Here is a 13636-nt window from a genome sequence, read left to right as displayed (position 1 = left end):
ATTGTAAAACTCCAGAAAGGAAGAATCCCCATGACTACATTTAAAAAAATGAATCTGCTGAGCCTATTTTATGCACTCATCGCTTATTTCCCCATCCTACTTTCGAGCAATGTTAATAGAATCAGTCGATGGACAGGCATAAATGTCAGTATGGTTATCATTATTAGTAATACACTTATTTTGATTATTCTTCTATTAGGCACTGCCTATATTTTTCATTTAACTACAAAATGGCTGCACCATAAAAAAATAAGGTTTTTTACCAGCATAACATGGATTCCTTTCTTTTCCATCTTGATGCTTATCACTGCACTATTCTTACCGTTTTCAATGACAATCGAAGCACCTAACCCAGTTACCAGTACCATCATTCTTATTTGTGTCATGCTTTACCCTATATACATATTAATTGTTAATGGATTCATCGCCATGACTCAATCATCTGAACAACCTTTAGTAGATAAAGTGAAGTAAAGGTATTTTACTAACATCAAGGAAAAATTGATTCACAAAGAGTTGTCCCTATCTTGTGTTACAGCCCTTTTGTGAACGATTTTTCTGTACTGAATCTCCCCATTAATGGCGGGAGCTAATCTGTTCCACAAAGTAATACTACGATTTCGATTAATTCATTTTCCAATTACGCAAAACTCCCCTCCACTTTTTCATCAAACCAATCACTTTTTAGCCAATGCAAAAAAACCAACGTCTTGAAGCCTCGGCGTCGGATCAAGATATTTTTAATGATACGAAGCACCTATCATATTTCGCAATCAGTTTCCACCACTTTCCTTATTCCCATGTGATGCTTACACTAATAAAAAAACTGACTCTATATTGTCGTACGTATACGACAATCTGAGTCAGTTTTTTATTGGTCGGTATTTCTTAAGTACACTTGCCAGTCTTTTATTCTTTCCCAATCACAAGCCGCTTGGTTGTATGATTGGTCCTTTAACAAACATGTAACCTTTGTCTCTTTAAGTGTTTGCAATATTTGTGGTTTATCGTCGACATAATAATCTAGCTGAAGGTCTTTAATAATATTCACTTTTTCGTGATCCTTCATTCCACAGAAAAAATGACCTTCTTCAATTGGAAAACCGAATTGCTTCATCCAAACCTTCGTTTGCTGGCAATAATCCGCACCTCTTGCTGTAATATAAAAGATTTCATGCCCCATTTCCGCCAGTTTCTGTAAAAGTTCTAGTGCACCAGGAAAAGCCTTACAATTCGTAAAAAAGATTTCCTCTTGATGTTGATTCCACATTTTGAAACCTTCGTCATCAGTCAAATCATATAATGAATGGATTTCAAGCGTATTTAATTGTTGAAGTGCAGACGGTTCAACGGCCTTCTTTAATTTCCGATTATAAATACTTAATGCATGTCCTCTTAAATCGATTAAAGTATCATCAATATCAAAACCAAACCTCATCATTTCAGTCCTTTATTTGTTAGTAGGATATCCAACAAACTTAAAGTCTTTGCCAATAGGAGTCACCGTTACATGCTCTAATTCTATCGCATCACTCATAAGAGTTACACCATTACCTTCTAAAAAGGTTGGGGCCTCTTTTCCGCCAACTAACTTAGGCGCTAAATAAATGACTACTTTATCAATATAACCAGCCTCTAAAAAGGACGCACTGACATTTCCGCCACCTTCAATTAGAACAGAAGCAATCTGCTCTTCTTTTAACATAGTCATTACTTCAACGATGCTGACTTTTTCTGTTGATGTATGGAAAAGACGAATACCCTTTTCTTCTAACTGTGCTTTCTTCTCATGATCATAGTGATTACCAGTAAAAATCCATGTTGGCGCTAACCCATCATTAACAAGCTGACTTTCCATAGGGATACGTAAAGATGAATCTAACACAAGTCTAATAGGATTTCTACCATTTTGTATTCTAGCCGTTAAAGCTGGGTCATCATGTAACACCGTTCCAATCCCAACTAAAATCGCTTGATTGCTACTTCTTAACTGGTGTACATCTAATCTTGCTTCTTCTGATGTAATCCATTTACTACTAGCAGTATGGGTCGCAATTTTACCATCCAATGAAACACCTGATTTCAATGTAATAAATGGACGCTCAGCAGTTATATAATGATTAAATACCTCATTTATCTCTCTAGCCGCTTGTTCACAAACGCCAATTACTACTTCGATACCTGCTTTTTCTAATATTTTTACTCCATTCCCACTTACAATCGGGTTGGGGTCCAATGAAGCAATGACACATTTTTTAATCCCCGCTTGAACAAGCGCCTCCGCGCATGGACCCGTTCGGCCATGATGAGAGCAAGGTTCCAGAGTGACATAAATCGTCGCTCCTCTTGCTTGATCGCCTGCCATATTGAGCGCATGAATTTCTGCATGTGGTTCGCCTGCTTTCATATGTGCGCCGATACCCACAATCCGCTGGTTATTAACAATCACGGCACCTACAAGCGGATTCGGATCTGTTTGCCCCTTCATCGCTTTGGCATTTTGCAGTGCTAACTCCATGTAAAACTGATCATTACTCATCTCTCGACACCTCTTCTGCCTGAAGATGCCCGGATTTTAATACCTTTGTCTGCAAATACTTTTCATTAAAATCAGAGATATCCCCCCATAGCGGTGTACGGCCAACTAATAAGGCTCCTGCATCTGTTAGTGCATCTAGCTTTTTAGGATTATTCGTGATTAATGTAATAGGCTTCTTCCTCAATTGTTGTAATACAGCAATTGCTTCATCATATTTACGAGAGTCATCCACAAAGCCAAGCTCTTCATTTGCCTCGACGGTATCATAACCATTTTCCTGCAGCACATAAGCCATTGCCTTACTAAATAAACCTATCCCTCTTCCCTCATGATTAGCTAAGTAAAACAATGCTCCCGAACCATTTGCCACCATCATTTTCATAGATTGTTTGAGTTGATATCCGCAATCACACCGTTTGCTACCAAAAATATCTCCGGTATGACAAATCGAGTGAAAACGGACCAAGGCATCTTCACTTTCCTCAAAATCACCGTATACAAGGACACTCGATTGCTGTGAATCAGCAAGGTTAGCAGAAGATAAGTGAGCAACTACCTTGCTAGTATCTTCCATCATTTCAGCACTGTCTAACCAACAATACCATTTGAAATGCACAGTTTCTCCATCTAGGTTTACAGGTAAGCGTATCGGTCCTACTAAATAAACAGAACGATCACCTCGATCAATTCTCTGAATCTTTTTTTCTAATATTTCAATTGCTCTTGTTTCTAGATTAATTTGGTTCATCTATTTTCCCCCCTAAGACTCAGGCAGAGACAAACTGCTCTCTGTATGAGGCCTCCATCTTTTGTTGCTCTAATTGTAGTGATTCAATATCCGTTCTTCTATATCTTTCAAACTCATTTAAGCATGCTGCACTTGTATCGTTTGCCGCTAAAGCTTTAACTATCGTTGGATATAATGTTTCTGCATCAATCAAGGCACTATTCAAGCCAAATGCACCTGTGGGACTCATCGTATGAGCTGCGTCTCCCATTAATACTAAGCCATCCTTGACCCAAGTTTGGCAACGACAACTTTGTACATTTAGTAAAATAAAATCCTGCCACGATTGAATATACTTTAACACAGATTGTTGTAAATCTGGAAATGCCTGAATTAACTTTTCTACATATGTTTCCACTGGTTGTTTCCTAATTTCTGCAAAAGCACCTTTATCTATATTCCATCCCACTTGAATGAAAGAATTCGTTTGTGTAAAAAGCGCTAATTGATGATCCATTACTAAGCCTTGTCGTATAACGGGTTGCCAGTTTTTTGGTGCGGGGAATTTTGCCCAAAGTAAATCATAATCATGTTCAATTTTTTCAAATGGAATTTTAGCAAGCTTTCTGATCGTTGAATGCCTACCATCTGAACCAATAACAATGGAGGAGTGAATCGTTATTTCTTCTCCATTTTTCCTTTTCGCTCTGACCCCTTTAACTTTCCCATCTGACATCATCAATTCAGTAGCCCTTGTGCCTGTTAATAGTCGATAGGTGGAGAACTGTAAAGATTCTTTTAATAAGACGGATAATAAATGCTTTTGCGGTACATGAATGCCAACATGTCTTTCATCCGGTGCCGGAGAAACCGTCCTAAGAATTCTCCCGTTTCGCCAGTACTCTATACCTTCCATCGGCAATATACCTAATTGTTTGACTTGGTCAAACAATTGATACTTTTTCAGTACATTTTCACCTAAGTGATTTAAATGTTCTCCTCTGAATTCTTTATCCATATTTTCATTACGTTCTAGCACGATGACATTGATGCCATTTTTCGCTAATAAATATCCTAATAATGCGCCGCCAGGCCCGGCACCAACAATACATACATCGTAGTTAACATCCATAAGGTTCACCTTTCTATTCAACGACTAACTTAATATTATTTCCAGCAGGGTCACTCACCATATAACTGTCCGCTTGCTTCACGACCTCAATATTCATCGCTTGCAGTCTTTCAACAGCCTGTTCAAGCTTATTTTTCGGGAAAACGAGCGTATAGAAAGCCATCCCAACACTATTGGCTGAAGGTGCTACAGCCATGGTTCCGTTCCAAATATTTAAGCCAATATGATGATGGTACTTCCCAGTAGAAATAAACAATGCTTGATTACCATAATGAGTAACTACTTCAAACCCTAAACCATCACAGTAAAAAGTCTTTGCTTCTTCTATATTATTTACATGTAAATGAATATGCCCCATAATTGTTTCTTTCGGCATACCACTCCACTCATTACCGTCCCATTCACTCATAATACTTTGAACATCTAAGGCATTGGTGCCCATTACAACTTCTTCGCCCCTCCAGTCCCAAGACGTTTTTGGGCGATCAGCGTAAATTTCAATGCCATTTCCGTCTGGGTCAGCTAAATAAAGGGCTTCACTCACATCATGATCTGACGCCCCTTGTAAAGGATAATTCACTTTAATAAAGTGGCGAATGATCTTGGCTAAATCATTTCTCGTTGGAAGCAAGATAGCAAAATGATATAACCCTGTTCTTCTCAGCTCTTTTTTCTGCAAACCTTCTGGCGCATGTAATTGCACTAAAGTTTGATTCCCATCAGCTGATAAAGACACTTCATGCTTGCTTTGATGCAATACTTGGAAACCTAATATATCTTGATAGAATTTTAGTGATGTTTGTAAATCTGTTACTTTAAGATCTATTTTTTGTGCGTAAATATTTGGCTCTGCATGAAACTTATTCATTTGCATCGACCCCTTTACTTGTCTTTTCGTTATGCTAGTTACTTTATGTAAGTAATTATATTTTTGTTAACTACTTGTGTCAAGTACAATAATCATGTATTGTAATAATATAAGGAAATCATCGAATAGGGGTGACCATTTTGAATCAAGCACTGATATGTCCTCGATTCGAAAAAGCCATGAGTATCATGAGCCAGCGTTGGACTGGTCTAGTAATCTACCAACTATTAACAGGACCTAAACGCTTTTGTACATTAGAGTCTTCGATGGGCATTAGCGGTAGAGTTTTGTCCGAAAGATTAAAGGACCTTGAACAACAAGGTATTGTTAAACGAGAGGTGTACCCAGAAACGCCCGTAAGAATAGAGTATTCGCTAACAGACCAAGGAATGGCCTTAGAGCCCGTTTTACGCGAAATAGAGAAGTGGTCGCAAGAATGGTTGCCAGCTGAATAAGAATGACAAAATCCCCATATAGCATATCTATAGGGGTCTTTTCATCGGAAATCACTTATGTGGGCAATGCCTTTTGCCCACATAGGTGGTTTTTGAGTCATCTTGTGGTCATTTTATTCTTAGCAGAGGCATCATCACTATTTTCTCCAAAAAAATCCCGGCGCAACGGCCGGAATTTAATTTTTTTATTTTCTTTTTATAAATAACGGGATAGACATCACTGCTGCTCCACCTATAAACAAGAGCCAATTCTTATTAAACTTGCGGCTCTCGGAATTTTGTTTGCCTTTCTCTACCTCTTTCTCTTCCTTACCCTCACTTTTTGAACCAAGTCCCTTCACAAAAGCAAGTAAAATACTCATCCCTTCCCTCACCTCTGTGTCCCTTAGCATAGATAGCATGGTACCCTCCTTTTTTTCCTTATCTGATTGTTGAACTTCTACCATGCGGGTGAGTGCAGTATTTACTTTATCAATCATCGGTTCCCATTCCTTTAAATCCATTTTTCCCAAGACTTCAAGAAGAAGGAACGCATTTTTAATTGATCCTGTCACTTCAGGATGATCCAGTGATAAGACGACACGGTCGAGAATTTTGTCACTCTGCCCAAGCATACTTTCAACGATATGAAGGATGCCTTTTTCGTGGATTCTTTGTATTACATGAATAGAATCAATGATTGCTTGGCGGTTATTTACAATACTATCTTCTAATTCCTTTAATTCCTTCTTCCTCTGTTCTTCAGGCGACACTTCTATTTTACGAATGACAGTTGTTGCTTTAGCCATGGTTCCTCCTCCTCTCCCTCACAAGATCTCCAGGGAAAATATAGTCACTTCTCCGCCATTTCCCTTCAACATTCACACCTACTTGCGGCTGAGGTGTGCCGAAACGATGATTCTTTCGTGGTAGTGGAGATTCGCCATCTTCTTCTATCACCTCAAGCTTTGCTGAGATCTCTTTATATGCAGGTGTATCTGTATCTTTATCTGTATGCGAACTAGTTAAATAGTTAATAGCGCCTTCTCCAGATGTATTCATTGGTAGATAAACTTGCTTACCTTTAACTCGATCAGTGACGAGACAGCTTACTTTCACACTGCCATATGGAGAAGTTAACCTGACCTTCGTGCCATCTTTGATCCCTCTTTCTGCTGCCAATTGGTCGGACACCTCCAGAAAGACATTAGGTGTTTTACCGGAAATTGCTTTAGACTTGTAAGTCATATTGCCTTCATGAAAATGTTCTAGCAGTCGACCATTGTTGACATGAATATCATATTCTCCCGTGAAAGCGAGCGGTTGTGTCCATTTCACTGGATGGAGAATAGCTTTCCCACCTGGAAGTGGAAATCCATCTGTGAACAAAAGAGGAGTATCTTTGCCATCTGCTGCTACTGGCCATTGTAAACTTTTATAGCCTTCTAAACGATCATAATTGACTCCAGCCATTAACGGGGTAAGGGAGGCGACTTCATCCATAATCTCACTGGGATGTTTATAGTTCCAATTTCCACCTAGTTGATTAGCAATAGCCATAATAATTTCCCAATCTGGCTTAGAATCACCTAACGGTTCCATTACTCTATATAACCGTTGAATTCTTCTTTCAGTATTGGTAAATGTTCCTTCTTTCTCCAAACTAGGGCTTGCTGGTAAGACAACATCCGCATATTGGCATGTTTTAGAGAAAAAGATATCTTGCACAATAAATAAATCTAGTTTTTCAAAAGCTGCTTGTACATGATTTATATTCGTATCAACAATACCCATATCTTCGCCTTTTATATATAAAGCCTTTAATTTCCCTTCATGGATGGCTTCAACCATCTCTTGATTATTTAACCCCGGCTCACTAGGGAGGTCTACACCCCAATGCTTCTCAAAACGTTGTCTTACATTTTCATCGGTTACAAATTGATAACCAGGGAAACGATCTGGCATACTGCCAAAATCACTTGTTCCTTGCACATTATTATGACCTCTAAGTGGATAAGCACCTGCACCTGGTTTCATATAATTCCCTGTTACAAGGAGCAAATTAGAGATAGCTGTACTTGTGTCACTGCCTCCACCATGTTGTGTCACACCCATCGCCCAAAGGATAGATGTTGTTTTTGCTTCATGGATTCGTTCAGCGATTGAGATGAGCTCTTCTTCTGATAAGTGCGTCACTTCAGAAGCATATGATAATGTATAAGGCGTTAAACTTTCGAAGAAAACTTCTACATCATTGACGTGCGCAGCTAAGAACGCTTCATCATGCCAGCCTTGATCGACTATATATTTTGTGACTGCTGAAAGCCAAACGAGGTCGCTGCCCGGAGCAGGTTGAACGAAAAGGTCTGCTCGTTCAGCTAATTCATGCTTCCGTATATCAGCCACAATCACTCTTTGACCGTTTAATTTTTGCGCTCGTTTTACTCTTGTCGCCAAAACAGGATGGGATTCTGCTGTATTGGAGCCAATAGAAATGATCAATTCGGCTTGGGCAATATCACTAATACTACCGGAATCGCCTCCGTAACCTACTGTTCTCCAAAGTCCTTTTGTTGCTGGAGATTGGCAATAACGTGAACAATTATCCACATTATTTGTCCCGATGACAGCTCTCGCTAACTTTTGCATTAAATAGGACTCTTCATTTGTACATTTAGAAGAGGAAACAAAAGCTAATGAATCAGGACCATGATTCGTTTTTATATCAGTCATTTTTGAGCGAATAAAAGTAAGCGCTTCCTCCCATTCCACTTCTCTGAAACCTTCTTCATCTCTTATTAATGGCTTGGTCAATCGTTCTTCACTATTAACAAAATCCCACCCGAATTTGCCTTTCACACAAGTTGACACACCATTTGCTGGTGCTTCTTCCTGTGGTTCTACTTTTAATATTTGCCTTCCTTTTGTCCACACATCAAACGAACAGCCAACACCACAATATGTACAGACTGTCTTATTCTTTTTGATTCTTTCTTCTCGCATAGTTGCTTCAATATCTGAAATGGTTAAAAGGGAATCATAACCTGTTTCAATATTCTTCGTTAGTTCAATCATCGGACGAAGAGATTGTTGTTTCACACCGGTTAAGAATCCGGCTTCTCCTTCCATCCCTACTTCCATCATGGCATTACAAGGGCAAACAGTTGAACAATGACCACAGTTTACACATGATGATTCTTCAATCGGTGAATCCTTGTCCCAGATTACTCGTGGTCGTTTTAAATCCCAATCAATTGTTAACGTTTCATTCACTTGTAAGTTTTGACATGCTTCGACACATCTACCGCAAAGGATACATTGATCAGGATCATAGCGATAAAACGCATTTCTTTGTACCTCTGCATCTTTTGGTGTATGATCAGTCTCTTGATGAGAAATCTTCATTTCTTTGACGGTATTATGTATTTCGCAATTACCGTTGTTAAAGTCACAAACTGTGCAATATAATTCATGATTACCCAGAATCCGATCCATGGCGATGATCTGTGCTTCATGGATATCCTCACCTACTGTTTCAATTTCATCATTTGGCCGTATGGTCGTAGAGCACGAACGAACATATTCGCCATTTACTTTCACAATACAAGTGTCACAAGTTCCAATAGCTCCTAAACTAGGATGATAACAAAGTGATGGTATGTCTATATTCTCTGTATTTAATAGTTGCATGACCGACTTCTGATTACTCACACTGGTTGCTTCGCCATTAACTGTGACCTCAAACTTCTCTGTCACGATGAGCCCCCCTTAATCCTTTATTTACCTATCTACTATTTTCCCTTTTACCCTTTCATTCCCTGCATAAACAGCGTAATGTTTTTATAATTTTCCGTTAATTAAAAGCGTTATAATCAACTAGCCTTCTCTTAATCAATTACTTAAATACGATATAAATTGTCATACTCTATATAGAAGATCCGTTCATATTAAGAATTCTCATTTATGTAGGGTACTTTTTCACTGAAATTTCTTTTATTTTATTTCTAAAACGAAAAAACTCATCCCCCCAAACGGTCAAGTTTGGTTAAGGATGAGTAAAAAAAAATGAATTAGTGAATGTTCGTTTTCCTAAAACTTCCACCTTTAACTTCTGCTACATCGTAAACAGTGACGAATGCCTCTTCATCAATTTCCGAAATGATTTCTTTCATTTTGCTTTCCTCTAAACGGTTAATGACACAAGTAATTTCGATGAACTTTTCATGTGAATAACCGCCATACGCTTCTTTGTACGTTGCACTACGTCCAAGACGGTCGCGAATGGTTTCTACCATAGTGACTGGTTCTATTGTAATGATCTTAAATGTTTTCGAACCACTTAAACCTTCTTCAACAATATGTATCACTTTACTTGCAATAAAATAAGCAATCGCAGATAAGAACGCGCCCTGCAGACCAAATACAGTAGAAACAATAATAAAGACAAACAAATTCAGGAATAGAATTAAATCACTTGTTCCGAATGGGAGTTTTCGTGAAAGTAGCACAGCAAGCATGTCGATGCCATCAAGTGCCCCACCATTACGTAAAGCTAACCCCATACCAAAACCAAGAATAATCCCACCTACAACTGTGACAAGGAGTGTATCACCTTGAATAATGACTGGTATATGATGCATAAGGCTTGTACCTGCAGCTAAAGAAGCAATACCAATAATTGAATAAATGGCAAATGTTTTACCAATTTGTTTATAACCTAACCAAACAAAAGGTATATTAAGAATTGCGATTAAAACACCTAATGGGATATCAAATAGTTGCGAACCTACAATACTGATACCCGTAACGCCTCCATCTGATACATTATTAGGAATCAAGACCGCCTCTAGTCCATAAGCAGCGATAAAACCACCTATAATGACAATCAGACATCTCATCACCATTTTTAATATATTTTGTTTACTTTTCTTTTTACTTTTTGTTTCCATCATAATCTCCTCTTTACTTTTTCAAATTGATACATAGATAGAATAAATTTCCTATCATCCCTTTCTAACGAAAAATTTACCCCTAAAAACAGTTACTTCTATTATAACTTAATTATTCTCATCCTTTATAACAAAGTTTCTGTCTGATTCTTAATAATATCCCATATTATGGGCAAACTTAGTTTGAAATAAAGGAGGAGACAAAAATGTATAAAAAACAGGAGACAAAGCTTATTTTCTTAGCCTTTTCAATCGCCTTTATTCTCGGCTTATCCATCCTAGGGCGCTTATTCCACTAAATATAAAAGAAAATAACGAAAGAAGGGATTCAATTGGCTAGTGAACAAAGTGTTTTATTTAGCCGTGCTTTGACAGAGTTAACATTAACTTTCCATATCATTTACGCAACTATTGGTGTAGGAATCCCACTAATGATTATGATTGCCCAATGGATCGGAATTAAAAAGCAAGATGATCATTACATATTACTGGCTCGTCGCTGGGCAAGAGGATTCGTCATTACCGTAGCAGTTGGCGTTGTAACAGGAACTGCTATCGGCTTGCAGCTTTCTCTTCTTTGGCCACGCTTTATGGAACTAGTAGGACATATTATTGCTCTTCCATTATTTATGGAAGTATTTGCTTTCTTCTTTGAGGCGATCTTTCTTGGTATTTACTTATATACATGGGATCGATTTGAAAATCAAAAAAAACATTTACTATTGCTAATCCCTGTTGCTTTAGGTGCTTCATTTTCGGCAGTGTTTATTACTGTGGTCAATGCCTTTATGAATTCACCACAAGGGTTTGATATTGTCAATGGACAGCTTGTTAATATTTCTCCATTGCTAGCCATGTTTAATCCAGCTATGCCGACAAAGGTGGCACATGTTTTAAGTACGGCATATATGACTTCAGCGTTTATACTTGCTAGTATTGCTGCTTATCGTATGCTTAGAGGTTCAACCCATCTCTATCATAAAAAAGCACTTTATCTAACTTTAAAACTCGCACTCGTTTTCTCCATCACCACCGTCCTTTTAGGTGATTTCGCTGGAAAATATTTAGCAGAATATCAACCGGAGAAGCTTGCCGCTGCCGAGTGGCATTTTGAAACAGAAGAAAATGCGCCTCTTATTCTGTATGGTGTATTAGATGGTGAAGAGATTAAGTATGCGATTCGTATTCCTTACGCTTTAAGTATACTTGCACACAGCAATCCATTTGCCGAAGTCATCGGTTTGGATCAGTTTGATGAAGATGTTACGCCACCTTTATATATTCATTATTTATTCGATATTATGGTGACTTTAGGTATGCTCCTTATTTTCATTGCCCTACTGTATATTATTGGGCTGATGAGGAATTGGTCCTTTATCCATGCCAAATGGTTTTTATGGACAATGGTGCTTTCCGGACCACTTTCAATGATCGCCATTGAAGTGGGGTGGTGGTTCACAGAAGTAGGTAGACAGCCTTGGATTCTCCATGGATTAATGCGAACAGCTGAAGCGGCAACGAGCAATGAACATGTAGGCTGGATGCTTGTTCTGTTTGCCTGTTTATATCTCTTGCTCGGTGCAGGAAGTATTTACGTACTCACAAGTATGTTCAAAAGAAACACGGTTGAACAAGAATTAGCTGATCGAAAAATAGAAAAAGGCGGTGACACTTTTGACTCTTGAGATAATCGGTATTTTTGTACTTTGGCTGTTTTTGTTCGGTTACGTGATTGTTGCCTCTATTGATTTTGGCGCAGGATTTTTTAATGCCTACAGCTTATATAGAGGCAATCAACATATTTTAAATAAAATTATTCAACGTTACTTATCCCCGGTATGGGAAGTCACCAATGTATTTCTCGTCTTTTTCTTTGTCGGTATCGTTGGGTTTTTTCCACAAACAGCTTATTATTATGGGACCACTCTGTTAGTGCCGATTAGCTTAGCCACCATTTTATTAGCGATTCGTGGTTCTTATTATGCTTTTTCAACATATGGAAAGCGTATGCCTAAGAGGTATACATACGTTTATGGATTATCTGGCTTATTGATACCGGCCTCGCTTTCGATTGTCTTTACCATCTCTGAAGGCGGCTTTATTTCAATCGAACAAAATGGACCTGTGTTGGATATAGCCTCCCTGTTCACAAGCCCACTAACCTGGAGCATTGTTGTACTCAGTATCACGGCAGTTCTTTATATCTCAGCTGTTTTCTTAACATGGTATGCCCATTATGCCAAGGACGAAGAGGCAACTACTTTATTGAGGAAATATGCATTAATATGGGCCATACCCTCCCTCATTACAGCAATTGGGATCATCGTTGAGTTAAAGTTCCACAACCCAGAGCATTTTGAACGACTTTTTGATTTATGGTGGATGTTTGCATTGTCTGTACTATTTTTCATAGGGACGTTTATCCTCATATATAAGAGAAAAAATTATGGACTTGCATTCACTTTATTATGCGGACAATATTACCTTGCCTTCTTTGCTTATGGTATTTCACATTATCCGTATCTACTGTATCCCCATTTATCAATATTTGATAGTTTCACAAATGAAGCTATGGCAATCGCTTTAATCATTGCCTTTATAGCCGGTTTAGGTTTGCTACTACCATCGCTCTATCTTTTATTGCGGCTTTTCTTATTTAATAAGGAGTATGTAGAAGGGCGAAATGATAGTCATGTTTAAGAAGGGAGATCATTTTAGATGAGTTCATTTATTATTTTTTATGCGCCGTTTATTGTTATCTTATTATCCATTATCATCGGCTTTCGCGTTGCTTTATATGATCGATCAGTGGTTAACCATAAAGATAATCGTTTGTAGACATACAATGGATCAAATTATTTCACTCTGGCTTCACTTACATTGGTTAGTAAAATAAAGGCGAAAAAAGGGGAAAAGTTGCTTATAGAATTTCCCCCGCACAGTCATTACTCCTTTGGGTGCGCATTTTTATATGCGCACCCAAAGGG

General features: G+C 38.2%; 13 protein-coding genes. 5 read left to right on the top strand and 8 right to left on the bottom strand.

Annotated features, from left to right (window positions below):
• The first annotated feature begins 30 nt into the window (after positions 1–30).
• Positions 31–474, top strand: a complete 444-nt coding sequence (locus MHH73_RS02240) for a hypothetical protein (protein ID WP_191813601.1) — start codon at positions 31–33, stop codon at positions 472–474.
• A gap of 397 nt (positions 475–871) precedes the next feature.
• Here MHH73_RS02240 and MHH73_RS02235 read toward each other — a convergent pair whose 3' ends face one another.
• Genes MHH73_RS02235 through MHH73_RS02215 form a run of 5 tightly spaced genes read right to left on the bottom strand, consistent with a single transcriptional unit; the run spans position 872 to position 5266 of the window.
• Positions 872–1438 carry a 5' nucleotidase, NT5C type gene (locus MHH73_RS02235; protein WP_341064349.1) on the bottom strand — a complete coding sequence of 189 codons (567 nt, stop codon included), beginning with the start codon at positions 1436–1438 and terminating at the stop codon, positions 872–874.
• A gap of 12 nt (positions 1439–1450) precedes the next feature.
• Entirely contained in the window at positions 1451–2539 is a 1089-nt protein-coding gene (ribD, locus tag MHH73_RS02230) for a bifunctional diaminohydroxyphosphoribosylaminopyrimidine deaminase/5-amino-6-(5-phosphoribosylamino)uracil reductase RibD (RefSeq protein ID WP_191813605.1), read from the bottom strand.
• Positions 2532–3287, bottom strand: a complete 756-nt coding sequence (locus MHH73_RS02225; RefSeq protein ID WP_191813607.1) for a GTP cyclohydrolase II — start codon at positions 3285–3287, stop codon at positions 2532–2534. The genes ribD and MHH73_RS02225 overlap by 8 nt, the downstream gene beginning before the upstream one ends.
• A gap of 19 nt (positions 3288–3306) precedes the next feature.
• The gene (locus MHH73_RS02220) at positions 3307–4398 is read right to left on the bottom strand and encodes an FAD-dependent monooxygenase (protein WP_341064345.1); all 1092 of its coding nucleotides are present in this window, start codon (positions 4396–4398) and stop codon (positions 3307–3309) included.
• 13 nt (positions 4399–4411) lie between these two features.
• The gene (locus MHH73_RS02215) at positions 4412–5266 is read right to left on the bottom strand and encodes a VOC family protein (protein WP_341064343.1); all 855 of its coding nucleotides are present in this window, start codon (positions 5264–5266) and stop codon (positions 4412–4414) included.
• Positions 5267–5406: 140 nt separating this feature from the next.
• Between MHH73_RS02215 and MHH73_RS02210 the strand changes: the two genes are divergently transcribed.
• Positions 5407–5721 carry a winged helix-turn-helix transcriptional regulator gene (locus MHH73_RS02210; RefSeq protein WP_191813614.1) on the top strand — a complete coding sequence of 105 codons (315 nt, stop codon included), beginning with the start codon at positions 5407–5409 and terminating at the stop codon, positions 5719–5721.
• Between the two features lie 185 nt (positions 5722–5906).
• Here the strand turns inward: MHH73_RS02210 and MHH73_RS02205 are convergent, their stop codons facing one another.
• From MHH73_RS02205 to MHH73_RS02195, 3 genes are all read right to left on the bottom strand, one after another.
• Entirely contained in the window at positions 5907–6509 is a 603-nt protein-coding gene (locus tag MHH73_RS02205; RefSeq protein WP_341064340.1) for a DUF1641 domain-containing protein, read from the bottom strand.
• Positions 6502–9456: a formate dehydrogenase subunit alpha gene (fdhF, locus tag MHH73_RS02200; RefSeq protein WP_341064338.1), complete on the bottom strand. Its 2955-nt coding sequence runs from the start codon at positions 9454–9456 to the stop codon at positions 6502–6504. Before fdhF ends, MHH73_RS02205 begins: the two co-directional genes overlap by 8 nt.
• Positions 9457–9770: 314 nt before the next feature.
• Positions 9771–10649, bottom strand: coding sequence for a YitT family protein (locus MHH73_RS02195; RefSeq protein ID WP_341064336.1), 879 nt, complete (start codon positions 10647–10649; stop codon positions 9771–9773).
• A gap of 332 nt (positions 10650–10981) precedes the next feature.
• Between MHH73_RS02195 and MHH73_RS02190 the strand changes: the two genes are divergently transcribed.
• The 3 genes from MHH73_RS02190 to cydS are packed head-to-tail and all read left to right on the top strand — an operon-like array spanning position 10982 to position 13487.
• Positions 10982–12334 carry a cytochrome ubiquinol oxidase subunit I gene (locus tag MHH73_RS02190; protein ID WP_341064333.1) on the top strand — a complete coding sequence of 451 codons (1353 nt, stop codon included), beginning with the start codon at positions 10982–10984 and terminating at the stop codon, positions 12332–12334.
• Complete coding sequence (locus MHH73_RS02185) at positions 12324–13349, top strand: cytochrome d ubiquinol oxidase subunit II (RefSeq protein ID WP_191813624.1); 1026 nt, start codon at positions 12324–12326, stop codon at positions 13347–13349. Before MHH73_RS02190 ends, MHH73_RS02185 begins: the two co-directional genes overlap by 11 nt.
• An 18-nt stretch (positions 13350–13367) precedes the next feature.
• Positions 13368–13487 (top strand): cytochrome bd oxidase small subunit CydS, encoded by a 120-nt coding sequence (gene cydS, locus MHH73_RS22440; RefSeq protein WP_404826086.1) that lies wholly within the window; start codon positions 13368–13370, stop codon positions 13485–13487.
• The last annotated feature ends 149 nt before the right edge of the window (positions 13488–13636 follow it).

The sequence above is a fragment of the Cytobacillus sp. FSL K6-0265 genome (assembly GCF_038003465.1).
In the GTDB taxonomy this organism is placed as follows: Bacteria; Bacillota; Bacilli; order Bacillales; family Cytobacillaceae; genus Cytobacillus; species Cytobacillus stercorigallinarum.
Note: the sequence above shows the minus strand (reverse complement) of the source record. Positions and strands in the feature narration are given on the sequence as shown.

What these genes read in the sequence shown, in the direction of transcription:
- MHH73_RS02215 (WP_341064343.1), bottom strand. Translation starts at nt 5,266, where the DNA reads ATGAATAAGTTTCATGCAGAGCCAAATATTTACGCACAAAAAATAGAT.
- cydS (WP_404826086.1), top strand. Translation starts at nt 13,368, where the DNA reads ATGAGTTCATTTATTATTTTTTATGCGCCGTTTATTGTTATCTTATTA.
- MHH73_RS02205 (WP_341064340.1), bottom strand. Translation starts at nt 6,509, where the DNA reads ATGGCTAAAGCAACAACTGTCATTCGTAAAATAGAAGTGTCGCCTGAA.
- MHH73_RS02225 (WP_191813607.1), bottom strand. Translation starts at nt 3,287, where the DNA reads ATGAACCAAATTAATCTAGAAACAAGAGCAATTGAAATATTAGAAAAA.
- MHH73_RS02240 (WP_191813601.1), top strand. Translation starts at nt 31, where the DNA reads ATGACTACATTTAAAAAAATGAATCTGCTGAGCCTATTTTATGCACTC.
- MHH73_RS02220 (WP_341064345.1), bottom strand. Translation starts at nt 4,398, where the DNA reads ATGGATGTTAACTACGATGTATGTATTGTTGGTGCCGGGCCTGGCGGC.
- MHH73_RS02235 (WP_341064349.1), bottom strand. Translation starts at nt 1,438, where the DNA reads ATGAGGTTTGGTTTTGATATTGATGATACTTTAATCGATTTAAGAGGA.
- MHH73_RS02195 (WP_341064336.1), bottom strand. Translation starts at nt 10,649, where the DNA reads ATGGAAACAAAAAGTAAAAAGAAAAGTAAACAAAATATATTAAAAATG.
- ribD (WP_191813605.1), bottom strand. Translation starts at nt 2,539, where the DNA reads ATGAGTAATGATCAGTTTTACATGGAGTTAGCACTGCAAAATGCCAAA.